Below are 22,531 nucleotides of genomic sequence, written 5' to 3' on the forward strand. Positions count from 1 at the left end.
CGGCGGTCCAGGGCGCGGTCACCGTACGCGCTGGTCGATGAGTGTGGCCAAGCCGTCCAGGATCCGCTGCAGGCCGAAATCCCATGCCTGATCCTGCCCGTCGGACCGGGCGGCTGAAGCGAGGGCCGCGGTGAGCGCGGGGAATCGCTCGCCGTGCGCCTGCATCAGATCGCCGAGGACGGCGCCCAGCTGGGCTTCGGGGTTGCCTGCGGGGCCTGCCGCACGGGCCTGCTGGGTGATGGCGCGTACGTGCCCGACCAGCAGGACAGCGGCGTCCATCCGCTCGGCACCGCTCAAGCCGGTGCCGTCCAGGGCGGACACGGCATGCTCCAGCCAGGACAGCTCTCCCGGCCCCACGATCCGCGGCCCGGCAGTGGCGTCCAGCGCCCAGGAGTGCTGACGAAAGACGGTGAGCAGCTGGTGGGCCCATTCCTCCAGCTGCGCACGCCAGTCTCCGCGCCGTGCCTGCGCCGCCGGGTAGGGGCCGATCGCGGCGTCCACCATGAGAGCGACCAGCTCGGCTTTGCCCGGCACGTACCGGTACAGCGCCATCTTGGTCACGCCCAGCTGCGCGGCGATCCGCTGCATGGACACATCGGCCAACCCCTCCGCGTCGGCGATCGCGATCCCGGCCCGCGCGATGCGGTCCAGGTCGAGTGTCGGCCTGGGGCCTCGCGCGGGCTTGGGGCGCGGGCCCCACAGCAGCCGCGCCGCCTCGGCGTGCTCGCCACCCATGTCTGCCGCCCCTTCCTGGTTGCCTCGCCGAATCAACTGTGTCTACGGTACACAGTAAATATCAGTGTCCGTGGGACACAGTTTTCTGAGCGGAGACAGCCCGTGAACAGGAACGTCCTCATCTCCGGCGCGAGCATCGCCGGCCCGGCGCTGGCCTACTGGCTGGGACGCCATGGCTTCCGGCCCACCGTCGTCGAACTGGCCCCGGCCCTGCGCCAGGGCGGCCAGGCCGTCGACTTCCGCGGCGAAACGCATCTGACCGTGCTGGAACGCATGGGCCTGCTTCCCGAACTGCGCCGCATACAGACCGGCGGCACCCCGATGCGCTTTGTCGATGCACGCGGCCGCACACTGCTGCACCTGCCGGCCCAGTTCGCCGGCGGCGAGATAGAGGTGCTTCGCGGAGACCTGGCCCGAGTGCTCTACGAGCACAGCCTCCCCCATGCCGAGTACGTCTTCGGCGACTCGATCGCCGGCCTCACCGAGACCTCCTCCGGCGTGCGGGCCGACTTCCACAGCGGAATCTCGCGCACCTTCGACCTGGTCATCGGCGCGGACGGACTGCACTCCAACGTCCGTCGCCTCGCCTTCGGACCGGAGGAGGACTACGTGAGCCACCTCGGCTACTACGCCGCGACGTGGCAGCTGCCCAACGACCCCGGAGCGGCAAAGGGCTCGGTCGGGTACAACGCGCCGGGGCGGCTGGCCTCCGTCGGCACCGGCCACCGGGATCCGGCACGGGCGGGGGCGTTCTTCGTGTTCGCCGCGCCGGAGCTGTCGTACGACCGCCACGACCCCGAACAGCAGAAGCGTCTGATCGCAGGCGCGTTCTCCGGCCTCGGCTGGCAGGTACCCCGCCTGCTGGCCTCGCTGCACCAGGCCCCCGACCTGTACTTCGACTCGATCAGCCGGGCGGACGCGGATACCTGGTCCACCGGGCGCGTGTGCCTCGTCGGCGACGCCGCCTGCGGGGCCACCATCGGCGGCATGGGCACGGGAACCGCGGTGGTCGCCGCGTACGTACTGGCCGGCGAACTCGCGCAGGCCCCGGGCGATCACCGGGCAGCCTTCGCCCGCTACGAGAGCAGGCTCCGCGCCTACGCCGAGGGCTGCCAGGCGGGCGGCGAGCGCACCGGGAAGTTCCTCGCCCCCGCCACCGCCACCGGCCTGCGTCTCCGCAACACCCTGCTGTCCCGGCGCCTGTTCCTGAACGGCATGCTCAGGCTGGGCGAGAAGGTCAGCAGCACCGTGGCCCTGCCCGACTATCCAACCGGCCCCACGGCCTGAGCATCACAGGCACTTCAGCGGCGCTTGCGCGACGTGAGGTACCAGGCGGCGACGGCGAGGACGAGGAGAACAAGAAGGATCTTCATGGTTCCCGGTTGTCCCCGATCGGGCGGGACATGCCTGCCCGGGGCCGGCCGGGGGCGTTTTACCCGGTCGGGGGCAGGGCACCCGGTGGCCGCGGCCGCGCCGGACGCCGCCGGTGCGCCGGCCGGTGCCGGCCCGGCGCTCCGGTGGTGAGGTGCCCGCCTCTTGCGGAAGGTGGGAGAGGCGCCCCCGGGGCCCGGAGCGGTCCGCGCCCGGCCCGTACGCCCCCGCAGAAAGGCAGCATCCCCATGACGGACACCCCCGGCCGGCAGGGCCCGCAGGACCCCACCTCCAAGGGGCCGCGCCCGGACTTCCCCCAACAGGACCAGGAGCCGCCGGGGTGGACCGGGCCGATGGACCCGCCGCCCGACCACGGGGAGGACTCCTACCGCGGCTCCGGGCTGCTGCGCGACCGGATCGCGCTGATCACCGGGGGCGATTCGGGGATCGGGCGGGCGGTGGCCATCGCGATGGCCCGCGAGGAGGCCGACGTCGTGTTCACCCATCTGCCCTCCGAGGCCGGCGAGGCGCAGGAGACCGTCCGCTGGATCGAGGAGGCCGGGCGCCGGGCCGTCGCGGTGCCCTGCGACATCCGTGAGGAGGAACAGTGCCGGCGGCTCGTGGAGCGTGCGGTCACCGAGTTCGGGCGGATCGACGTGCTGGTCAACAACGCCGCGTACCAGATGTCGCGGCCCAAGGGCATCACGGACATCCCCACCGAGCAGTTCGACCGGGTGGTGCGCACCAACCTGTACGGCATGTTCTGGCTGTGCCGGGCGGCGGTGCCGCACATGCCGCGCGGCGCCTCGATCATCAACACCACCTCGGTGCAGGCCTACAAGCCCAGCCCGCACCTGCTGGACTACGCCATGACCAAGGGCGCCATCGTGACGTTCACCCAGGGGCTCGCGCAGATGCTGGTCGAGGACGGGATCCGCGTCAACGCGGTGGCGCCGGGGCCGGTGTGGACGCCGCTGATCCCCGCGACGCTGCCGGACACCACGGAGTTCGGCAAGCAGGCGCCGCTCGGCCGGCCCGCGCAGCCCGCGGAGATGGCCCCGGCCTACGTCTTCCTCGCCTCGGAGCACGCGAGTTTCATCACCGCCGAGATCATGAACGCCACCGGCGGCACCCCGCTGCCCTGAACCACGGTCTTCGCAACGAAAGGACACCACCCATGCAGCACAGCCACCACGACGGTTCGCACGCGCCCGCGCAGACCGCGGCCGAGGAGGTACTGGAGGAGATCGAGGACGCCGAGGAGCGGCCCGTGCCCGACGAGCGGCGCGAGCACGCCAAGGACGGCGAGGCCGGCGACACCCTCACGCCCAGCCCCACCGCCCAGGAGGACATCCACGAGGACAAGGCCGGCAAGGGCGGCAAGGGCGGTGACGGGGGCGGGCACCGGGGCTGAGCGGGCCGCTCAGCGGTGCGCGGGCCGGGGCTCGCGGCCGGGCGGATGCCACTCGATCAGCAAGATGGTGGCGTCGTCGCGGAGCCGGTCGGTCTGCGCGTCCAGGACGGAGTGGATGAGCCGGCGCAGCGTCTCGGCGGCGACCTCGCCGCCGATGGAGGCGCGGATGACGGAGTCGGCGAAGCGTTCGAGGCCGAATTCGCTGCCGTCGGCCAGCCGCGCCTCGGTCATGCCGTCGGTGTAGAGCAGCACGCGGTCACCGGGTTCCAGGGCCGTCTCGTGGACCTGGCGTTCGGTGCGCAGGAAGGCGGAGAAGCCCATGGGCGGGTCGGCCTCGCGCTCCAGGGCGCCCTCGACGAGTCGGCTGTCGCGGATGAGCAGCGGCGGGGGGTGTCCGCAGTTGCTCCAGCGCAGCACCCCGCTGGCCAGGTCAAGGCGCAGCAGGACGCCGGTGCAGAACTGGTCGGGCAGCCACAGGCCGATCGCCGCGTCCACGGCCTCCAGGAGCTCGGGCAGCTCCGCGCCGGTGCGCCGGCCGTTGCGGCAGGCGGCCAGGGCGACCGCGGTGGCCAGGCCGGAGAGCAGGTTGTGGCCCATCGCGTCGAGGATCGTGGCGTGCAGGGCCGTTGGGGTGAGGCAGTGGTCGAAGGCGTCGCCGCCGATCTCGTAGGCGGGTTCAAGGACGGCGGTGGAGACCACGTGGGTGTTGCCGATGGTGCGCGGCGGCAGGAAGGCGCGGAGCATCTCGGCGGGCAGCTGCATGGGCTCGGAGCGGGTGCGCTGGATGACGTTGTCCTTGTAGGCGCGCTTGGAGGTGATCATCATCGCGAGCAGGGAGGCCAGGGCCCGGCTGCGGCGCAGCAGCGCGGGGTCCAGGAAGGGGGTGTGGACGGCGACCACGCCCAGGCGTTCGGCGCCGTCCAGCAGGGGCAGCCAGGCGGTCATGCCGCCGGCCGGTGCTTCCTCCACGCGCAGGGACAGGGTGCGGTAGGCCCAGCCGGCCAGGGAGTTGTCCACGTCGGCGGCGGCCGCGTCGTCGGTGAGCGGGACCAGCCGGCGCTGCTGGAGGTCGGCGAGGTAGACCACGGCCTGGGGCACGCCCAGGGCGGTGGCGCACCGGGCGACGGCGGTGGCCAGGTCCAGTACGGCGTTGTCCGGGTCCGCGAGGAACTCCTCCAGTCCGCTGGGCGGCTCCGATGCGGGCACGTCCTCTCCCTTCGCCACGGGGCTGCGCGGCTTGGCCGGATGACACCAGCAGTCTCACACCGCACCGGCGTGCCTGCCCGGCCGCCGTGTCGCCGATCGGCCGCGGGTGGTCCACGGTGATCAGTAAGAGTTGTCCCGCGCTGCGCGGGTACCTGCACCCCAGCTCCGGAACGGGTCGGCATCGCCCGGCCCCTCTGGGGCCCGGCGATGAAAGGAGACATCGGTGAGCGAGCAGATACCGCCCTCCCCCGGTGCGGACGGCACGACGCCCGTGCCCAGGGACCCGCCCGACCAGCAGGCCAACCAGGCCGACGGCGGCCAGGACCCCTGGGAGACGGCGCAGGAGACGGCCGAGGCCGGCAGCGAGTCCGCCGGGGACGGCGCGGACGTGCCCGAGACCGACGAGGCCGGCACCGGCCGGCGCGACAGCGGCGGGCCGACGGGCGCCCAGAGTGAGGATCCGGTGCCCCAGGAGCCCTCCGGGTGAGGGCGGGGCCGGACGAGATGTGCAAGACGAGGGAAAGGGATTGACGGTGAGCGGTGGAGAAGAGCCGGCGCAGGTCACGGTGGAGCTGAGCGGGGCGGCCGAGGACGCCGGGAGCGTCTTCGACGTCCTGAAGGCGGTCTACGCCTCGGACCGGGACGGCGGGCCCACGGCGTCGGGGGCGAGCGGGCCGACGGTGTGGAGCGGTGTCTTCGACACCGCCCGGCCGGCGGGCGGCGGGCCGGGCGGCACGCCGTCGCTGCACGGTGCGGTCAGCGCCGGAGTGCAGGGCGGCTATGTGGCGGTCGACCAGGTCGTCACGGTCCTGTCGGCGGCCTTCACCGTCACCGAGGAGGGCTCGGCCTCGGGCGACCAGGAAAAGGACGTGTCGCTGCGGCTGGAGAGCCGCTGAGACCCGCACCCCGCCCGGGCCCCCGTGTCCCGGGCCCCTGTGTCCCGGGTTCCCGTGCGGTGACGGCGCGGGAGCCCGGGGCGGCGCGCGGTGCGCGGCGCGGTGTGCGGTGCGGTGTGCGGTGCACGGCGCGGCGTGGGGATCAGGGCCGGTGGTCGCCCGGGATGCGCTCCAGCAGGCCGCGCAGGTCGTCGGCGTGCTCCTCCTCCTGGGCCAGCAGGTCCTCGAAGACACGGCGGGTGGTGGGGTCGCCCTCCCCCAGCCACTGGGCGATCTCGGTGTAGGCGGAGACGGCGACGCGTTCGGCCACCAGGTCCTCCTTGATCATTTCGATCAGGTCGGTGCCGTCGTGGTACTCCGCGTGGGAGCGGGAGGTGAGCGTGTCGGGGTCGAAGTCCGGCTCGCCGCCCAGCTGGACGATGCGCCGGGCCAGTTTGTCGGCGTGCTCCTGCTCCTCCTGGGCGTGTTCCAGGAACTCCGCGGCCACCGGCTCGGAGTACAGGCCCGAGACCGTGTAGTAGTGCCGCTTGTAGCGCAGGGTGCACACGATTTCGGTGGCGAGGGCCTCGTTGAGGACGAGGAGTACGCGCTGCAGGTCCGCGCCGTAGGCGTCGGTGACCGGGCCCTTCTCGATCTGCCGGCGGGCCCGCTCTCGGATGGTCTTGATGTCGGTCAGGAACTCGGCCATGGCTGCTGCTCTCTGCTGGGTGGTCAGGGCGGCGGGCGGACCGCGTCCGGTGACCCGCCACCCCCTGACCGTACCCATATGTCCGTATTCATCCCCTGCTGGCGGGGTTCACCCGCGGGCCGGGTTCAGGGGGTGGCCAGGAAGTCCCGTACGCCCCGGGAGACGGCGTCGTCGCCCAGCAGGTCGTTGTGGGCCAGGCAGCCGGCCCCGGCATTGGCCGCCCCGGCCAGCGGGACGCTGGCGTCGGGGTTGATGACCTCGTCGCAGGAGGAGGCCCAGGTCGCGTACGCCACCGGGCCGGGGGTCTCATCGCCCTGGGCGAGCCGGTCGGTGACGTAGGAGCCCGGGGTCATGTCACGGCAGGCCTGCGACCACAGGGCGCACGCCCAGGCGGTGGTGGTGCCGTGGTTGGGGCCGCCGAGCGAGACCCAGTGGGCGACGGCGGGCGCGCCGCCGCCGAACTTCACATACCAGCGCGTGACCAGGCTGCCGAAGGAGTGGGCCACCAGGTCCACGCGGTCGGCGCCGGTGCGGGCGCGCACCTGGGCGACGTAGGCGGCCAGGCGGCCGGCGAGGTCCTCGTTGACCGAGCGGCTGGTGTCGTAGCCGAAGGAGTGCAGGTCGCCCTCGCCGTATCCGGCGGCCTCGAAGTCCTCGCGCAGGGCGCCCCACACGCCCGGGTCGGCGTTGTAGCCGTGCACGAAGACAACGGGGCGGGGGGCGGCCGCGGGCGTCCGGGCCCCGGCGGCGGGCGCCGCCGGCAGCGTCACGGCGAGCACACACAGCCAGCCGAGCAGCAGGTGTGCCGCGCGGCGGGCACTGTGGTCCATCGGCACGGGGCTCTCCTCACCGGACGCCGGGCACGGGACCGCACCCGTACGGCGCCCGCACCGCGCGGACGCCGTGGCGATTGTGAGGTCGGGCACGGCAGATGAGAAGAGTCCGGCCCACTCTCACCCACCCCCGGAACCGGCCTGGGCGCCGCCCTCGGCGCCGGACTCGGGGAGCGGCTACCCGCAGCGGGCGCGGACGCCACGGTGGTCGCGGGGGGGGGCGGCGGCACGGCAGAGACGAAGAATCCGACCCGCTCTCACCCGGCCCCCGGAACCGGCCTCGGCGCCACCCCCAGGGCCGGACCCGGGGAGCGGCTGCCCGCAGCGGGCGCGGACGCCACGGTGGTCGCCGGGGGGCGGCGGCACGGCAGAGGCGAAGAACCCGGCCCACTCTCACCCACCCCCGGAACCGGTCTCGGTGCCGCCCCTGGTGCCGGGCTCGGGGAGCGGCTGCCCGCAGCGGGCGCAGAAGCGGTCCTCGCGGTCGGCGGCCAGGCGCCCGCAGTGCGGGCAGACCCGGTCGAGCAGGCAGACCGCCTCCCCCGCGCCCGTGTCGGTGTGGGCGGGGTGGCGGTGGGCGGTGGTGTAGGTCAGGCCCTGTTCGCCGGCCCGCAGGGCGTGCGCGGTGCGGGCGGGCAGCCAGGCCAGGGCGCCAGGGGCGAGCGGGAAGCGGGCGCCGTCCAGGCGCAGTTCACCGTCGCCGGCCAGCACGGTGAGCAGGAGGCCGTGCCCGGCCCCGGCGTTCTCGCCCAGGTCGGTGCCGGGGGCCAGCCGCACCACGGCGGCGTCCAGGTCGCGGTCCGGGCCGCGCAGCGACCACACCAGGCTGACCGGGCCGCGCCCCGGGGCGCAGGTCTGTTGCGGGGCGAGGAAGAGCGGGGCGGGCGCGCCGGGTCCGGTCATGGGCATCGTGCCTTCGCTCTTCCTGGTCCGGCTGCCGTCCGGTTCTCCTGAGCGGCTGCTGACCGGCTGCCGTCCGGCTCTCCTGACCGGCCGCTGTCCGGCTCTGCTGCGCGCGTGGCGGGTCCTGCGCAGTGTGCCGCAGCCGGGGTGCCCCGCGCACCGTTGTCCGCCGCGGCCGGTGCGGCGGGCGGGGCCGTGGGCAATCCCTCCGGGGGCGCTCGACGCGAGGGGAAATATCACGAGCAGGTTCCCGGAGGGATTGTCTGTAGGACCGGAGCGGTGGGGGCCGGCGGTTCAGGCGACGGCGCGGCCGGCCTTGAGGGCGGTCGCGACGTTCACCGATGTCACAGCTGTTCCCCTTTGCTCATGCGGTGCCCTGTCGGGGCCAACCAGCGGTGGCCGGGGCGGGCTTGATCTCCACCGGTACGACGACGCAGGCCCTTGTAATGTGAGGTGACAAGCAGGGCGGGCGGGAAAACCAAGGGAGTTGGCGACACCATGAGCATGCAGCCTGATTCAGGGGGCGCCCTTTTCCCCGCGGGGCCGGGCGCCGTCCTGAGGGAGCGGCCCCGGCTCATCAATCTCGCCTACCGCTTCTTGGGTTCGCTGGCCGATGCCGAGGACGTGGTGCAGGAGACCTACGTCCGCTGGTATGCCATGTCCGCGCAGCAGCAGGCGGCCATCGTCTCCCCCGGCGGGTGGCTGACCAAGGTCGCCAGCCGGATCTGCCTGGACCTGCTGGGCTCGGCGCGGGCGCGGCGGGAGAAGTATGTGGGCGAGTGGCTTCCGGAGCCGCTGCCCGACCGCGCAGAGTGGGGCGGGCGCGCGGAGGCCACCGGCGATCCGGCCGACCGGGTCACCCTGGACGAGTCGGTGGGCATGGCCTTCCTCGTGGTGCTGGAGGCGATGACGCCGGCCGAGCGGGTCGCGTTCATCCTGCACGACGTCTTCCGCTACCCCTTCGGGGACATCGCCGAGATCGTGGGACGCACCCCGGCGGCCTGCCGTCAGCTGGCCGCCTCCGCGCGGCGCCGGGTGGGCGCGCACCGCCCCGAGGGGGCCGACAAGGGCCAACGCGCCGGTGTGGTCGGTGACTTCAAGCAGGCCTGGGAGAGCCAGGACATCAAGGCGCTCATCGGCCTGCTGGATCCCGACGTCACCGTCGTCTCCGACGGCGGCGGCCTCGTGCACACCCGGCTCCAGCCGGTCGAGGGCAGTGAGCAGGTCGCGCAGTCCCTGCTGCTCATCTCCGCGCGGGCGCCGGGCGCGCAGATCCTGGAGCGCAGCGTCAACGGCCAGCCCGGTCTGGTCGTCCAGCACGAGGGCGTCGTGCTGTCCGTGCTGGCCTTCGACATCGGCGAGGACCGCATCCAGCGCATCTGGGCGGTGCGCAACCCCGAGAAGCTGCGGCCCTGGGCGAGCTGAGCGGTGCGGGTGCCGGAGGCCCGGGCGGGCCTCCGGCGTGTTTTGCGTGCCGCAGGCCGGTCAGGCGATCTTCGTCGCGGACAGGATGGCCTGTACGGGGATGACATCGCGCGGGATCTCCGAGGCGTCCTTGGTGATGGCCTTGGTCACCTTGAACCCGCACTCCTCCAGCCAGCTCTGGTACACCGACAGCTTCTGCGGTCCGCCCTGGCCCATGGCCGCGCCGATGAAGAAGGCCGGGAAGAAGTCGACGTTGTAGTTGTCGGTGTCCTTGATGTTCTCGGGGTAGACCGGCACCAGGATGTGGACCGTCCCGCCGACCTCGAGCGACGTGTTGACGCCGGTCAGGATCTTCTGCACGTCGTCCTTGTCGAACATGTCCAGGAAGTGCTTGATCAGTACGGTGTCGAAGCCCTTGGGGATCTCGTCGAAGACGTTGCCGCCGATGAACGACAGGTGCTCCTGCAGGCCGTGGGAGCGGAAGTTGGCCAGCGCCTCCTCCTCCTTCTCCGGCAGGTCGAAGGTGGTCACCCGCAGCCCGGGGGACTCCTTGTGCTTGAAGGTGTGGATCGCGCCGAGGCCGGTGTTGCCGGCCAGGTCCAGCACCCGGGCGCCGGCGGGCACCTCGACGTTGGCGAAGAACCAGGGGTCGATGTTGGCGGTGACGGTGTTCATCAGCTTGAGCCAGGCATCGTTGAGGTCCTGGTGGTCGGCCACCGCGTCGTACAGGGTGCCCTCGGCGCCGTAGAGCTCCTTGAGGCCGACGATGGTGCGGCTCTGCACGCTCTGGGTGAGGTAGAAGAGCTGCCGCAGCGCGGTGACCTTGATCAGGTTCATGTAGCGCAGGGCGCGCTGCAGGTCGCTCTCGGCGACCTCGGCGAGCGCGTCCAGGGAGTAGCCGGCGGAGTCCTCGTCGTAGGCGACGAAGCCCTCCTTGACCATGAGGAAGAGCAGCTGCTCCACGGCGTCGGGCTTGGCGCCGACGGCCTCGCCGAGCTCGGTGGCGCTCAGGCCCGGCCGCGCGCGGAGCTGGTCGACGATTCCGAGCTCGAAGACGGACAGCAGGGTCATGAACCGCGAGGGCCCCACCATGTATTCACGGAATCGTGCGAGCGTGGCGTCTGACGTCATTACGGGAATCCTTTTCGGGTCGGGTGCATCCATGGCTGTGGCGGCCGGCCGGGCGGGGCTCATGTGCGGTCGGCGGGCTTCTTCGCGAACCGGTCGGCCAGGGCGAGACGTTGGACCTTCAGCGTGGCGGTGCGGGGCAGTTCGGCCTGCGGGATCTGGACGGGGTCGGCCAGCTGGGGGAAGGCGGCCACCGCCGCCCTCCAGCGCTCGCGGTCCAGGGGGGCGTCGTCGGTGGTGCAGATGACCGGGACCGGCTCGGCGTCCGGGCCCGCCACCACCACCAGTTCGCTCAGCTCGGGCAGCCGGCCAAGGACGACGTCCTCGATCTCCAGGGAACTGCGCACTCCGGCGATCATGTCGACCTCCCGGTCGAGCATGTGCAGGCAGCCGAACCGGGTGCGGTAGCCGACGTCCCCGGTGCGCCACCACTGGCCGTCGCGGTTGGTGGCGTAGCGGTCCGGTTCGGCGAAGTAGGCCGGCGCCAGTCCGTCCCAGGCCACCTCGATGGAGCCGGGGTTCTCCTCGGAGGGGGTGTGGCCGTTGCGGCTGACCACGCGGACGCGGGCCGCGCCCCAGGGCATGGGCCAGCCCACGCAGCGGCCGTTGGCCTTGTGCGCGGAGTGGCGGAAGTAGGCGCGGCCCACCGCCGGGCCGACCTCGCTCTGCCCGTAGATCTGGAAGAAGAGGGCGCCGCGCCGGTCGGAGGCCTTGAGCAGCCGGCTCATCGTGGCGGGGTGGATCGCGTCGAAGGTGCTGCTGAAGACCTTCACGGACCCGAACGGGGACCGCGGGTCGGCGGCCAGGCCCTCCCATTCCATCAGGGAGTTGGGCAGGGCCTCGATGAGGGCGGGGCGGTGGGTGATGAGCTGTTCGGCGACGGCCGCCGGGTCGGCCTCGCGCATCAGCAGGACGGGGAACTCCTTGAGCAGCGCCAGCGACATCGCCGCCACCATCCGTGAGTGCACGAAGGGCACGTGGATGGCCACCGTCTCCTTCTTGCGCATCAGCCCCAGCAGCCGCCACTGCGGAATCAGGCGCTGCCCCTGCGTGCGGGGCGTGTGCACCACCAGCTTGGGAATCCCCGTGGTGCCCGACGTGTGCGTGATCACCGCGGCCTCGTCCAGCGGCCGCAGCACCGGCCGCACCCGCGGCGCCCCCGCCAGCTCCGCCAGCGACAGCGCCCCCTCCCGGCGGCCCGCCACCACGATGACCCGCTCGGTCAGCTCCCCCACCGCCACGCCGGAGAGCACATCCAGCTTGTCCCCGTCGGTCAGCAGGCTCGGCCGGCCCAGCCGCTCCATCAGCACCGCCACCGTCGCCGCGTCCAGCGCTGGCGACAGGTTCACCACCACCGCCCCGATCCGCGAGACCGCCGCGGCCAGCATCCAGTGATCGGCGTTGGCCCGCTTGTAGAGCACCACATGCTCACCCGGCCGCACCCCGGCCGCCCACAGCCGGCCCGCCAGATCGTCCACGTGCTCCGCGTACTGACCCACCGTCAGCCGCCGTCCCGCCTCCGGCAGGACATCCAGGTCGTGGTCGAGCGTGATCGGCGTCGACGCGTTCACGGCCGCCGCCATCTCCGGCAGCAGACCGATGTGCAGACCGCGCTTGAGGATCGATCGGTAGGCTATTGAGCCCTTCATAGGGAATGTCTCCTTTGGGGCACGCTGCGAGGCCGGCGACGGCTGGGCAAAGTCCGCGGCCAGGCGTGCCGGCGCCGCCTCACGGACAACTCTTCGAGAACTGCTCGGTGTTCGGGCAGGGGCGTCCACGGCGGCGGGGATGCCGGACTGCCGGTGCGGCGGACGGGTGCGGCGGGCCGGTGCGGCGCCGCCGGGCGGAGGGGGGCGGGGCGGCCGGTGCCGCGCGTCCGCCTCGTGTGCCGGGCCGGCCGCCCCGGGCGCGCCCGCCGGACGGTGCCCGGGTGCGGGCACGGCGGCGTGCCCGCCCCGGTCAGGGGCGGTGCGGGGAAGGGCTGTTGCCGACGGAAGCAGGGGGGCGCTCTCGGCGCCGGCCGGCGGGGGCGGCGGGGGCGGCGGCTGGGGCCGCCCGGCAACTCGCTGCCGCGTCAACGGATTTGGGCAGGAAAGACGTGCGGAAACAGTGACACGGATGGCGCCTGCACGCCAAGAACCCCCCGAAGTGACGTGGGTCACCTCGCAGCGGGTTCCGGTGCGGGGCGCGCGGCGCCCGTGCCTCACAGGCGGGTGCGCTGTCTCGTCATACCTGGTGACGGCAGATGCGACCCGAGGAGATCTCGACCCATGAGCGCCCGTTCCCCGCAGGGAGACGACCGGCTCGATCCGAACCTGAACGCGATCATGAGCGAGCGGCGTCAGCTGATCAGTCTCGCCTACCGGCTCCTGGGTTCGCTGGCCGATGCCGAGGACGTGGTGCAGGAGACCTACGTCCGCTGGTACGCCATGACGCCCGCGCAGCAGCAGGCCATCGCCGCCCCCGGTGGCTGGCTGACCAAGGTCGCCAGCCGGATCTGCCTGGACCTGCTGGGCTCGGCCCGCGCGCGGCGGGAGAAGTACGTGGGCGAGTGGATCCCCGAGCCGCTGCCCGACCGGACGGAGTGGGGCGGCGGGCGCGCGGAGGCCACCGGCGATCCGGCCGAGCGGGTCAGTCTGGACGAGTCGCTCAGCATGGCCTTCCTGGTCGTCCTGGAATCGCTCACGCCGGCCGAGCGGGTCGCGTTCATCCTGCACGACGTCTTCCGCTACCCCTTCGGGGACATCGCCGAGATCGTGGGGCGCACTCCGGCGGCCTGCCGTCAGCTGGCCTCCTCCGCGCGGCGCCGGATCCGCAGTGCGCAGGCGCCGGCCCGCTCCAGCGACCGGCAGGCCGCCGTCATCCGCAGCTTCAAGCGGGCCTGGGAGGCCAAGGACATCGGCGCCCTGATCGGTCTGCTGGATCCCGGTGCCGCCTCGGTCGCCGACAGCGGCGGCCTGGTGGAGGCCGGCTCCCACTCCGTGGAGGGCCCCGCGCAGATCGCGCGCGGCCTGGTCGCCCTGGTGCGCAGGCTGCCCGACCTGACCATCCTGGAGCGGGTGGTCAACGGCCAGCCGGGGCTGGTGGTCCAGCAGGACGGCGTCACCGTGACGGTGGTGGCGTTCGAGGTCGACCACGACCGGGTCACCCGCATCTGGGCGGTGCGCAACCCCGACAAGCTCCAGCCCTGGCAGGCGGGTGCGCGGGAGTGAGCACCGCCCCCGCCCGGCGTGCGGGCGAGGGCGACAGGCAGCAGCGGGGCGGCCCGTGGGGCCGCCCCGCTGTTTGCATGCGCCGCTGTGGCAAAAGACGCAGGGCGTGTCAGCCCTGCGGGGCACCCGGGGCACCGGGAGCGCCGGGCGGGGCGGCCGGGGGAACCATGTAGCTCTCCAGGCTGCTGATCAGGTCACCGCGGAAGGTGATGAAGTCGGAGAAGAGGATCTCCAGCTGCCCGTTCGGCAGCGGCACGACGACGGTGCCGCTCACGGCCACGGTGTCTCCCTCCTCGACCATGCGCTCGACCTTGTGGAGCGGGCGCGGGGCCTCGCCGATGTTCTCGCCGACGGCCTTTTGCGCAATACCGTCCTTGTTCTCGATGACGGCGCGGAGAACGTCCTTGCCGCGCAGGGCCGGCTGGCCCTTCTTCTCCATCAGGACGTCGTCGGTCACCAGCGGAAGGACCGCTTCCGGGTCGGCACGGTGAACGCCGTCGAGGTATTGCCTGATGATGTCCTTGTGATTACTCATGTCGAATTATCAGCAGCCTCTCCTCGACCTGAGCTGGAATTACGATAGAGACCGGGGGCCGGCGCTCCGGAAACCGGAAAAAGACGGCCCCGGGATAACCCGGGGCCGTCTCTCAACCGTGCCGTGCTGTCAGTGCCGTGCCGTGTTGCCGGGGGGGGTGTCTCAGACCCGGTCGGCCACGGCCGGCTCCGCCGGCTCCTTCGCGGCGGTCTCCGCGGTGGGCAGCGGGCCGCTGCGCAGCAGCAGGGCGGCCACGACGGCGGCGAAGGCCAGGGAGCAGCCGGCCCAGGCGAAGACCGTGGAGTAGCCCTCGAGCGAGGCCTGCTGGATCTGGCCCGGGGTGGGCCGGGCCTCGGCGTGGCCGGCCAGCCAGTCGGCGGCCTTGTTGGCGGCGATGGTGTTGAACAGCGCGGTGCCGATGGCGCCGCCGAGCTGCTGTCCGGTGTTGACGCACGCGGAGGCGACGCCGGCGTCCTTCAGTTCCACCCCGGAGGTGCCGGTGTTGGCCACCGCGGAGTAGATCAGGCCCATGCCGATGCCGATCACGACGAGCGGGCCGAGCAGGGCGGACAGGTAGGTGGAGTCCATCTCGATGAACCACAGCCAGCCCAGGCCGAGCCCGCTGACCAGCAGGCCGGCGGGGACCATGGGCCTGGGGCCGACCTTGGGGACCACCTTCGAGCCGCCGATGCCGGTGACCACGATGGTGCACACGACGGTGGGCAGCATGGCGCAGCCCGCCTTGATCGCCGAGTATCCCAGGATGGTCTGCATGTAGTAGACGAGGAACAGCAGCAGGCTGAAGAAGCCGGCTCCGACGAACAGCATGGTGATGTAGGCGCCGCCGCGGTTGCGGTCCAGGACGACGCGGGGCGGCACCAGCGGGTTCGCGGCGCGTGTCTGCCAGGTCGCGAAGACGAACAGCAGTACCGCGCCCAGGACGAGGAAGCCCCACGTCGAGAGCTGGCTCCAGCTCTCCTCGGCGTTGGAGAAGCCGTAGACCAGGCAGAACATGCCGCCGGATGCGCTGACCACGCCGGGGATGTCCAGGCGGGCGCCCGCCTTGGGCTGCTTGGCCAGGAGCGTCACGATGCCGAAGAACGCCACACCGGCGAAGAGCAGGTTGATGTACATGCACCAGCGCCAGTCGAGGCCGTCGGTCAGCGCACCGCCGACGATCAGGCCCAGGCCGCCGCCGGCGGCCATCACGCCGCCCAGGGCGCCGAAGGCCTTGCCGCGCTCCTTGGGGTCGGTGAAGGTGGTGGTCACCACGGACAGGCAGGCCGGCGACAGCAGGGCGGCGAAGGCGCCCTGGAAGGCGCGGGCCGTCACCAGCGTGCCGAAGCTGTTCGCGGCGCCGCCCAGGGCCGAGGCGCCCGCGAAGCCGGCCAGTCCGATCAGCAGGGCCTGCTTACGGCCGATCAGGTCGGTCAGCCGGCCGCAGAACAGCAGCAGGCTTCCCAGCGGGAGCGCGTAGGCGGTCACGATCCACTGCCGGTCGCCGTCCGAGAAGCCGAGGTCCTGCTGCGCGTCGGGGAGTGCGAGGTTCATGACGGCCAGGTCGAGACCGACCATGAGGTAGGCACAACAGATGACGGCCAGCAGGAGCCACCGCCTTGGGTCCGCCGCCGCGCCTGCGCCCGGCCCAGCCGCGGGAGCCGCGCTCTGTGTTGCCATGATCTTCTCCTTGTTCCACGTGTTCCATGTATCGAACTCTCGAGGCCTCACTCACTACGACGACGCAGCGACCGGCTTTGTGAGGTCGGCCCGTGGGACGGCGCGGCTGGGCCCGGGGGCGGGCGCCGGGCGGCGGCAAGGAGGGGTCAGCCGCTGTGGCTCTCGTCGGAGCCGGGGCTCATCATCGAGTCCAGCCAGGGCTTGAACTGGTAGTACACCTGGAACTTGTAGACCTCTTCGCCGGTCGAGGACATGGCGGCGTAGTAGACGAACCGGTCGCCGATGGCCTGGTCGCCGATCGAGTCGAGGAACTTGGCGATCTCGGGTTCCATCTCCACCGGGAGGTCTGCCGGGTTGGTGCCGGGGATGGTGAAGGCGAACCGCTCGATCTTGGGGGAGTCCCAGCTCAGGGTGGCGTAGGCGCCGATGGCCTGTTCGCTCAGCTTGAGCACCCGCTCGCTCGGCTCGGGCAGTTCCAGGTCGCGGAAGATCGACCGGATGCTGTCGGGCTCGAGGGCCTTGGCGGAGAGCCCGTTGAAGTACACGTTCACCGTGCGGTCGCGGTAGTCGATCGCGAACATCGGCATCTGGGCGCGGTCCATGTCGTGGCGCGCGAAGAAGTCGTAGTTCTCGGCCACGCCGCGCGGCATGGAGGGCAGGTCCAGGAGCTTGGAGAGCGGCTCCATCTCTTCCGGCGGGAAGGCCACGTACAGCTTGTTGAGGCCGCTGGCGGCACCGAAGTCGATGCCGTAGCAGTGGACCTTGCACCGCTCCAGGACCTCTGCGTAGAGGGAGAAGACGGGGTGGTCGGTGCGCTCGAGCAGCCCGTGCCGCAGTGCGACCTCGTAGGGGTTCGGGCCGTCGGTGACGGGGATCGGGAAGCGCCAGTCGACGTCGCTGGAATAGCGTGCGCCGGTGCCCATGCGGAAAGCGATGGGGGTGGCCGGGGTGATGGTGTCCTTGTACGCGGTCAGGACGGATCGCACCTTGTCGTGCGCGTAGGGAACCTCGTGCACTCGGGCCGATTCCTCAATGGCTGAGTAGAGATCGGCAAACTCGCTGTTCTCAGACATTTGTCCTCCGCGGATTCACGTAATTCATTTACAAACCTGATTATGGGTAGGTTGGCTGGAGTTCCGGTTGAATCCAGCCGCACGGTTCAGTCCTGTGGTTCTGTGCGCCATTCCCGGAGTTTTTCGGGATTGCGCATGACCCACATGTGGGTGATGCGGTCGCCGGTGGCCTCCATGGCCAGGACGGTGACGATGGCGCCGTGGTGTTCGATCACCAGGCCGGGCCGGCCGTTGACCATGCGTTCCAGGATGGCCAGGTCGGGCATCCGGTCCAGGAGGTCGATCAGGCCGTACGCGATCGGCTCGGGGCCTTCGATGGAGCGGGCGCCGGCCTCCACCAGGCCGCCGGTGTCGGCGACCGAGACGGCGCTGGGGTCCAGGAAGCCGATGAGGGCGCCGATGTCCTTGGCCTCCCAGGCCTGCTTGAAGTTGCGGACGACGTCGGCCTGGTGGCGGCTGGGCCGGCCGGGGGCGCGGGTGTCGCGGATGCGGCGGCGTGCGGAGGTGGCCAGCTGGCGGCAGGAGGCCGGGGTGCGCCCGACGATGTCGGCGATGTCGTTGAAGGGGTAGCGGAAGACGTCGTGCAGGATGAACGCGACGCGTTCGGCGGGGGTGAGGGATTCCAGGACGACGAGGAAGGCCATGCTGACCGACTCGTCCAGGGTGATCCGGTCGGCGGGGTCGGTCGCGGTGCCCGAGGGGCGCACGGCGGCCCATTCGGTGCGGTCGGGCACGGGTTCGGGGATCCAGGCGCCCACGTAGCTCTCGCGGCGCATCCGGGCCGAGCCGAGCAGGTCCAGGCAGATGCGGCTGGCGGCCTTGGTCAGCCAGGCGCCCGGGGAGACGACGGCCTGCTGGCGTGCGGGGGACATCGCGTACCAGCGGACGTAGGTCTCCTGCACGACGTCCTCGGCGTCGGCCAGCGAGCCCAGGAGCCGGTAGGCGAGGTTGATCAGCCGGCGCCGCTCGTTCATGATCGCGTTCAGGCTCGGGTCCGGCCGGTCGTCGTCCTGCGGGGATCGGCTGCTCATGGCGGGGGGCTCTTTTCGGGTCGCGTCTGCCGTCTTGGGGTGGGGCGGGCAGCGCGGCCGGCGGTGAGCGGTGGGGGCCGCCGGGGAGCACGGGGGCGGCCACGGCGGTCGTGCCGCCGTGGCCGCGAAAAGTGTGCCGGTGCCTGCCCTGGTGTCCGGCGGCGGGGTCAGGCGGGTGTGGTGGTGCTGTCCGTGCGCAGGGTGAAGACGCGCAGGACGAGCGCCGTCTCCATCGCGCACAGGGCCACGCCCAGGGTGACGTGCGCGGCCAGGGAGCTCTCCAGGCCCAGGAAGGTCTGGGTGAAGGTGAACACCAGGATGCCGATGGTCGCCTTCAGCGGCCAGGTCAGCCAGCGGTTGCGGCGCCACAGCAGGACGGCGGTCACGACCTGGAGGAACACCACGAGCTCGAAGATGTAGGCGTTGACGCCGTGCGGGTCGATCGAGTCGACGTCGCCGTTGAGCAGCATGCCGGCCAACAGGCCCTGCACCAGCGTCTCAAGACAGCCGATGGCCGCCACGACCCGCATCAGCGTCACCGTGCCACGACCGTCCACCACCTGGGCCGTCGTGACCGCCCCGGCCTGGGAGGGCGCACCCTTGGAAGAGGTGTCGTGCATCGAAATCCCCATTTCTTTCCGTTACTCGGCCATCACGTGCCTGGCCATTCATCACACTTGACTGACGATGCGGCGCCCGGGTTTGTGAGGTCGCTCAGGCGGCGCCCTCGGCGACCACGCGGTTGAGTGCCGTCAGCACGTGCACGTCGGCCAGGACGGGGAAGTCGAAGGGCAGCGGGCGCGGGCCGACCTGGTCGGGGACCGAGGTGAAGCCGCCGTCGGCGTGCTGCTGGTCCTCCAGGTAGGCCAGGGGCTTGGCCAGGTCGGTGCCCGGGGCGTGGCGGACGAGGGCGGCCAGGGCCTGGGCGGTGGAGAGCACGTCGCTCTCCTTGTCCGGGGTGTGGCCCCAGCCGCCGTCGCTGTTCTGGGACCGCTCGAGGTAGGCCAGCGCCTTGGCCGTGCACTCGGCGGCGCGCTGGCGCAGGTCTTCCTCGGATGCGGGGATGTGGGCCAGGGCGTCCAGGACGCGCAGGATGACGCTGGGCAGGCTCAGGGTCCAGCTGGGGTCGAAGCTGCCGTCGGTGTCCTGGGCGCCGATGAGCACCTCGGCCGCGGGGGCGAGCAGGTGGGCGTGGTTGTCCCAGGGCAGGGCGATGACGGCGCCCGCGGTCATGTCCAGGTCCCAGGGGTGGCCCCGCAGGTAGGTGGGGAAGCCGCCCTCCTCGTTCGCCCGGGCGCGCAGGTAGGCCTCGCCGCCCCCGATGCCGTGCCGGTAGCGGTCCTGGTCGAGCAGGCGCAGGAACTCCACGCAGCGGGCGGTGTCGTCGACGTCGGTCTGGGTGGTGGTCTCGTTGTAGCCCCAGCCGCCGTCGGCCTGCTGGTGGGAGGCGATGTACTCACCCATCCGGGCCGCCAGGCGCGCGTGGCCGGGGGCGGCGGCGATGGCCACGCCGGCCAGGGCGGTCACGAAGACCTCCTGGCCGTCGATGAAGGGCACGCCGCCGTCCGGGCCGCGCAGCTGGACCAGGGTCTGGATGCCGTCGCGCATCAGGTCGCAGCCGGGCCGGTAGGTGTGCAGGGCGTGCAGGGCCACGAGGTGGGCCAGGGCGTTGCCCTCCCACACGCGGCGGGTGGGGAAGGCGGCCAGCCGGCGTACGAGCAGGTTCTGGTGCTCGAGCAGTTCCTGCTGGTGGGTGGCGTCCTTGGAGGCGGTGCCGGGTCCCGAGCCCCAGCCGGCGTGGGCGTGCAGGATGGTGGCCGCGCACAGGGTCAGTTCCGTCCAGACCGCCTGCGGGCGGGGGCCGATGTCCCGCGGGTCGGGGCGGGCGCCGTCGGGCAGCAGGCCGCACAGGCCCAGGATCGTGTCCAGCAGGAGCCGCTTGCGGGCGCCGGTGCCGTGCCGGGACTTGCCCTGGCCCTTGAGGACGGCGCCGGTGTCGCAGGGCCGGCCCAGCAGCGCGTCCACGACCACGGCCTCCAGGGCGCCCTTGGGCTGGGCGCGCTGGAGGTATTCCTGCAGTTCCTTCTGGGCGCGGGGCAGCGCGCGCTCCTTGCGCAGCAGGAGCAGCAGCAGCGCGGATTCGATGATCCGGCCGGAGCAGCGGTCCTTGAGGGCGCCCTCGCCGTCCACCTGTACGGCCAGGTGGCGTGCCACCCGGTTGCGCATCGCCTCGGCGCCGGACCGCTGCCCGGTGCCGCCGGCGGTGACCGGTTGGGGTGCGGCGCCGGCGACGGAGTCAACCAGACGATCACTCATGCTCAGTTTCCTTTCGGATGCACAGCGAAGAAGGGCGGGGCCCGGACGTCGAAGGGGGTCCGGTGACCCGTGCCGGAAGGGCGGTGCGACCGCGGCGGGAGGAAGGTGCGCGGGTGTGGGCCTGGCGCGGGCGCGCCGGCTCTACGCGTCGGCCGCCCGGCTGCGGGCGGGCCTTCGTGCGGGTCCGTGCTGGTCGCGGAGACAAAAAAACGCCGAGCTCGGCGGGAGGGAAACCTCAACCACCGCTCGGCGGAATGTGGGCAGGGAAAGCGTGCAGACAGTGTGACACGGCGGGCTCGCCCGGGACAAGAGCGCCGGGAAGGTGGCCTGGTGCGCGGCCGGTGCGGCGCCGGCGGGCTCCTCGAAGCGCGCTGGTGCCTCGCCGGCGGGCACTGCCGGCACTTGCCCGGAGTACGGCCGACTCCGGTGCCCTGCGGGCCGGTTGCCGCTCGACCCCGCCCCCTCGACCCCGCCCCCTCGGGCCCGTCCCCTCGGGCCCGTTCGTCGGAGGGCCGGCTTGCCGAGCCGTGAGGTCAACAGCACTGCGGCGGGCAGCGGTTCACGCTCCCCCGGCGGCAACCCCGCTTCCCTCGGGGGTGGTTGCGCACCCGTGGTCCCTTCCGGCGCTACGGCGGGCCTTTCACGAGGCCATCGCCCATCCGGCGCCGCCCCAGGGGCAGTTGCCGAACTCCGGGTTCCCGGGGGCCGGTTGCGGGGCTCAGGAGGGCGGCGGCTGTACCGCGCCGGGGCGGTAGTGTCGGGGACCGCGGGCAAAACCGGGGCGTGCGGGGCCGGTTGCGGGCGCCCGGGCACCACTCCCCCGGGCCCGGCACCACTCCCCCAGCGTCCCAGGCCCGGGACCACTTCTCCGGTCTCCCAGGCCCGGCACCACTTCCCCGGTCTCCCAGGTCCGGCACCACTTCCCCGACCTCCCAGGTCCGGCACCACTCCCCCGGTCACCCAGGCCCGGCACCACTCCCCCGGACCCCCGGACCCAGGACCACTCCCCCGGCCTCCCAAGCCCGGCACCACTCCCCCGGACCCCCGGACCCAGGACCACTCCCCCGGACCCCCGACCCCGGGGCCGCAGCCCCGGGGCCTTGGTCGGTCCCGGGGCCGGGCGGTGCGGGTCAGTTGCGGGTGCCGACCCGGTCGCGGGCGGAGGCCATGTGGTGGTAGGCCGCGAGCTTGTAGTACTCCCTGCCGGGTGCGAGCACCCCGGCGTACACCAGTATCCGTTCGCCCTCGTAGGTGTAGGGCGCGTTCCTGGCGAGCTTCTCCAGCCGCGGCTCGATCTGGGCGGGAAGTGCCGCCGGGTCCGTGGTCCGGGTGGAGAAGCTGACCCGTTCGATCTTGGCGGAGTCCCAGCCGAAGGTGGGATACAGCGCCGCCGAGCCCTCGGCGAAGTCCAGCAGCTGCTCGCTGGGGTCGGGCAGGCCGAAGTCGGCGATCATCGCCCGCAGGGCGCCGCGTTCCATCTGCCGGGGGGACAGCCCGTTGAAGTACACGTTCCACGTCCGGCTCGCGTAGTCGATCGCGATGGCGGAGACCTTGCCGTCCAGGCCGTGGGCGGCGAACGTGCTCATCTGCTCGGCCAGGCCCGGCGGCATGGCGGGGACGTCGGCCAGGCGGGCCAGTTCCTGGCGGCGGTCCATCGGGAAGAGCGCGTAGGCCTTGTTGAAGCCGCTGGTGATGCTGTAGTCGACGCCGTAGCCGTGCACGGGCAGGCACGCCCGCAGGTCGGCGAAGAGGGCGCGCACGGGGTGGTCCGTCTCCTCGACGAGGCCGTGCGCCAGGGCCCGTTCGTAGGGGTCGCCGGCGCTCACCGGCGTGCTGAAGTCGAAGGAGAGGCCCTCGCCCGCCACCGTGTTGAAGACGACGGCATCGATCACGTCCTGAAAGGCGGTCAGGACCGGCCACATCCGCTCGCGGGAGCAGGCGAGGCCTAACAGCCCGGCCGATTCCTCCACCGCCGCGTACAAACGCCTAATATCGGTTTTTCCAGACATCAAACCCCCCGGTGTGCGGCGCGAAACAGTCCGTTTGTCGCGCGCCCGACGGTGCGCTGTCCGGCACCGTTCTGGCTCA

General features: G+C 72.3%; 21 protein-coding genes. 7 read left to right on the forward strand and 14 right to left on the reverse strand.

All coding sequences use genetic code 11. From position 1 onward, the window contains the following. Window positions 1-18: 18 nt before the first annotated feature. Window positions 19-735, reverse strand: coding sequence for a TetR/AcrR family transcriptional regulator (locus tag AC07DO_RS34825; RefSeq protein WP_479065595.1), 717 nt, complete (start codon window positions 733-735; stop codon window positions 19-21). 102 nt (window positions 736-837) lie between these two features. Between AC07DO_RS34825 and AC07DO_RS34830 the strand changes: the two genes are divergently transcribed. The 3 genes from AC07DO_RS34830 to AC07DO_RS34840 all read left to right on the forward strand — a co-directional run bounded on the left by AC07DO_RS34830 (window position 838) and on the right by AC07DO_RS34840 (window position 3,520). Then, window positions 838-2,022, forward strand: coding sequence for an FAD-dependent monooxygenase (locus AC07DO_RS34830; protein ID WP_479065596.1), 1,185 nt, complete (start codon window positions 838-840; stop codon window positions 2,020-2,022). Window positions 2,023-2,354: 332 nt separating this feature from the next. After that, window positions 2,355-3,251, forward strand: coding sequence for an SDR family oxidoreductase (locus tag AC07DO_RS34835; RefSeq protein WP_479065598.1), 897 nt, complete (start codon window positions 2,355-2,357; stop codon window positions 3,249-3,251). A 32-nt stretch (window positions 3,252-3,283) separates the two neighbouring features. Beyond that, window positions 3,284-3,520: a hypothetical protein gene (locus AC07DO_RS34840; RefSeq protein ID WP_479065600.1), complete on the forward strand. Its 237-nt coding sequence runs from the start codon at window positions 3,284-3,286 to the stop codon at window positions 3,518-3,520. A gap of 9 nt (window positions 3,521-3,529) precedes the next feature. Here the strand turns inward: AC07DO_RS34840 and AC07DO_RS34845 are convergent, their stop codons facing one another. Then, window positions 3,530-4,726 carry a PP2C family protein-serine/threonine phosphatase gene (locus AC07DO_RS34845; protein ID WP_479065602.1) on the reverse strand — a complete coding sequence of 399 codons (1,197 nt, stop codon included), beginning with the start codon at window positions 4,724-4,726 and terminating at the stop codon, window positions 3,530-3,532. 223 nt (window positions 4,727-4,949) lie between these two features. Here AC07DO_RS34845 and AC07DO_RS34850 point away from each other — a divergent pair, with 223 nt between their 5' ends. Both AC07DO_RS34850 and AC07DO_RS34855 read left to right on the forward strand, forming a co-directional pair. Beyond that, the gene (locus tag AC07DO_RS34850) at window positions 4,950-5,213 is read left to right on the forward strand and encodes a hypothetical protein (protein WP_479065604.1); all 264 of its coding nucleotides are present in this window, start codon (window positions 4,950-4,952) and stop codon (window positions 5,211-5,213) included. Between the two features lie 46 nt (window positions 5,214-5,259). Beyond that, window positions 5,260-5,622: a hypothetical protein gene (locus AC07DO_RS34855; RefSeq protein ID WP_479065606.1), complete on the forward strand. Its 363-nt coding sequence runs from the start codon at window positions 5,260-5,262 to the stop codon at window positions 5,620-5,622. Window positions 5,623-5,764: 142 nt separating this feature from the next. On the opposite strand, the gene AC07DO_RS34860 is transcribed toward AC07DO_RS34855, so the two are convergent. From AC07DO_RS34860 to AC07DO_RS34870, 3 genes are all read right to left on the reverse strand, one after another. Beyond that, a complete protein-coding gene (locus AC07DO_RS34860; protein WP_479065921.1) occupies window positions 5,765-6,310 on the reverse strand; it encodes a ferritin-like domain-containing protein in 546 nt (181 codons plus the stop codon). A gap of 125 nt (window positions 6,311-6,435) precedes the next feature. Next, entirely contained in the window at window positions 6,436-7,140 is a 705-nt protein-coding gene (locus tag AC07DO_RS34865) for an esterase/lipase family protein (RefSeq protein WP_479065608.1), read from the reverse strand. A 396-nt stretch (window positions 7,141-7,536) separates the two neighbouring features. Further along, window positions 7,537-8,046: a cupin domain-containing protein gene (locus AC07DO_RS34870; RefSeq protein ID WP_479065610.1), complete on the reverse strand. Its 510-nt coding sequence runs from the start codon at window positions 8,044-8,046 to the stop codon at window positions 7,537-7,539. A 498-nt stretch (window positions 8,047-8,544) separates the two neighbouring features. Between AC07DO_RS34870 and sigJ (AC07DO_RS34875) the strand changes: the two genes are divergently transcribed. Further along, entirely contained in the window at window positions 8,545-9,471 is a 927-nt protein-coding gene (gene sigJ / locus AC07DO_RS34875; RefSeq protein ID WP_479065612.1) for an RNA polymerase sigma factor SigJ, read from the forward strand. A gap of 60 nt (window positions 9,472-9,531) precedes the next feature. Here the strand turns inward: sigJ (AC07DO_RS34875) and AC07DO_RS34880 are convergent, their stop codons facing one another. Both AC07DO_RS34880 and AC07DO_RS34885 read right to left on the reverse strand, forming a co-directional pair. Beyond that, entirely contained in the window at window positions 9,532-10,602 is a 1,071-nt protein-coding gene (locus AC07DO_RS34880) for a methyltransferase (RefSeq protein WP_479065614.1), read from the reverse strand. A gap of 59 nt (window positions 10,603-10,661) precedes the next feature. Further along, the gene (locus tag AC07DO_RS34885) at window positions 10,662-12,248 is read right to left on the reverse strand and encodes a class I adenylate-forming enzyme family protein (protein ID WP_479065616.1); all 1,587 of its coding nucleotides are present in this window, start codon (window positions 12,246-12,248) and stop codon (window positions 10,662-10,664) included. Window positions 12,249-12,869: 621 nt separating this feature from the next. Here AC07DO_RS34885 and sigJ (AC07DO_RS34890) point away from each other — a divergent pair. Next, on the forward strand, window positions 12,870-13,811 hold the full coding sequence (gene sigJ / locus AC07DO_RS34890; RefSeq protein WP_479065617.1) for an RNA polymerase sigma factor SigJ: 942 nt from the start codon (window positions 12,870-12,872) through the stop codon (window positions 13,809-13,811). 109 nt (window positions 13,812-13,920) lie between these two features. Here the strand turns inward: sigJ (AC07DO_RS34890) and AC07DO_RS34895 are convergent, their stop codons facing one another. The 7 genes from AC07DO_RS34895 to AC07DO_RS34925 all read right to left on the reverse strand — a co-directional run bounded on the left by AC07DO_RS34895 (window position 13,921) and on the right by AC07DO_RS34925 (window position 22,425). Then, window positions 13,921-14,346 (reverse strand): nuclear transport factor 2 family protein, encoded by a 426-nt coding sequence (locus AC07DO_RS34895; RefSeq protein WP_479065619.1) that lies wholly within the window; start codon window positions 14,344-14,346, stop codon window positions 13,921-13,923. Between the two features lie 162 nt (window positions 14,347-14,508). Continuing rightward, on the reverse strand, window positions 14,509-16,023 hold the full coding sequence (locus AC07DO_RS34900) for an MFS transporter (protein WP_479065621.1): 1,515 nt from the start codon (window positions 16,021-16,023) through the stop codon (window positions 14,509-14,511). A gap of 146 nt (window positions 16,024-16,169) precedes the next feature. Beyond that, window positions 16,170-17,096 carry an aromatic prenyltransferase gene (locus AC07DO_RS34905; RefSeq protein WP_479065622.1) on the reverse strand — a complete coding sequence of 309 codons (927 nt, stop codon included), beginning with the start codon at window positions 17,094-17,096 and terminating at the stop codon, window positions 16,170-16,172. Window positions 17,097-17,182: 86 nt separating this feature from the next. Beyond that, the gene (gene sigJ / locus AC07DO_RS34910; RefSeq protein ID WP_479065624.1) at window positions 17,183-18,127 is read right to left on the reverse strand and encodes an RNA polymerase sigma factor SigJ; all 945 of its coding nucleotides are present in this window, start codon (window positions 18,125-18,127) and stop codon (window positions 17,183-17,185) included. A gap of 167 nt (window positions 18,128-18,294) precedes the next feature. Beyond that, the gene (locus tag AC07DO_RS34915) at window positions 18,295-18,747 is read right to left on the reverse strand and encodes a hypothetical protein (RefSeq protein WP_479065626.1); all 453 of its coding nucleotides are present in this window, start codon (window positions 18,745-18,747) and stop codon (window positions 18,295-18,297) included. A 94-nt stretch (window positions 18,748-18,841) separates the two neighbouring features. Then, a complete protein-coding gene (locus AC07DO_RS34920) occupies window positions 18,842-20,443 on the reverse strand; it encodes a prenyltransferase/squalene oxidase repeat-containing protein (protein ID WP_479065628.1) in 1,602 nt (533 codons plus the stop codon). A gap of 1,130 nt (window positions 20,444-21,573) precedes the next feature. Continuing rightward, window positions 21,574-22,425: an aromatic prenyltransferase gene (locus AC07DO_RS34925; RefSeq protein WP_479065630.1), complete on the reverse strand. Its 852-nt coding sequence runs from the start codon at window positions 22,423-22,425 to the stop codon at window positions 21,574-21,576. Window positions 22,426-22,531 lie beyond the last annotated feature (106 nt).

This window comes from Streptomyces sp. NPDC045678 (genome assembly GCF_056432085.1).

Bases quoted from the DNA above. Each gene is read 5' to 3' on its own strand.
- AC07DO_RS34915 (WP_479065626.1), bottom strand. From the start codon at position 18,747: ATGCACGACACCTCTTCCAAGGGTGCGCCCTCCCAGGCCGGGGCGGTC.
- AC07DO_RS34920 (WP_479065628.1), bottom strand. From the start codon at position 20,443: ATGAGTGATCGTCTGGTTGACTCCGTCGCCGGCGCCGCACCCCAACCG.
- AC07DO_RS34895 (WP_479065619.1), bottom strand. From the start codon at position 14,346: ATGAGTAATCACAAGGACATCATCAGGCAATACCTCGACGGCGTTCAC.
- AC07DO_RS34885 (WP_479065616.1), bottom strand. From the start codon at position 12,248: ATGAAGGGCTCAATAGCCTACCGATCGATCCTCAAGCGCGGTCTGCAC.
- AC07DO_RS34835 (WP_479065598.1), top strand. From the start codon at position 2,355: ATGACGGACACCCCCGGCCGGCAGGGCCCGCAGGACCCCACCTCCAAG.
- sigJ (WP_479065624.1), bottom strand. From the start codon at position 18,127: ATGAGCAGCCGATCCCCGCAGGACGACGACCGGCCGGACCCGAGCCTG.
- AC07DO_RS34825 (WP_479065595.1), bottom strand. From the start codon at position 735: ATGGGTGGCGAGCACGCCGAGGCGGCGCGGCTGCTGTGGGGCCCGCGC.
- sigJ (WP_479065617.1), top strand. From the start codon at position 12,870: ATGAGCGCCCGTTCCCCGCAGGGAGACGACCGGCTCGATCCGAACCTG.
- AC07DO_RS34905 (WP_479065622.1), bottom strand. From the start codon at position 17,096: ATGTCTGAGAACAGCGAGTTTGCCGATCTCTACTCAGCCATTGAGGAA.
- AC07DO_RS34900 (WP_479065621.1), bottom strand. From the start codon at position 16,023: ATGGCAACACAGAGCGCGGCTCCCGCGGCTGGGCCGGGCGCAGGCGCG.
- AC07DO_RS34840 (WP_479065600.1), top strand. From the start codon at position 3,284: ATGCAGCACAGCCACCACGACGGTTCGCACGCGCCCGCGCAGACCGCG.
- sigJ (WP_479065612.1), top strand. From the start codon at position 8,545: ATGAGCATGCAGCCTGATTCAGGGGGCGCCCTTTTCCCCGCGGGGCCG.
- AC07DO_RS34865 (WP_479065608.1), bottom strand. From the start codon at position 7,140: ATGGACCACAGTGCCCGCCGCGCGGCACACCTGCTGCTCGGCTGGCTG.
- AC07DO_RS34860 (WP_479065921.1), bottom strand. From the start codon at position 6,310: ATGGCCGAGTTCCTGACCGACATCAAGACCATCCGAGAGCGGGCCCGC.
- AC07DO_RS34870 (WP_479065610.1), bottom strand. From the start codon at position 8,046: ATGACCGGACCCGGCGCGCCCGCCCCGCTCTTCCTCGCCCCGCAACAG.
- AC07DO_RS34880 (WP_479065614.1), bottom strand. From the start codon at position 10,602: ATGACGTCAGACGCCACGCTCGCACGATTCCGTGAATACATGGTGGGG.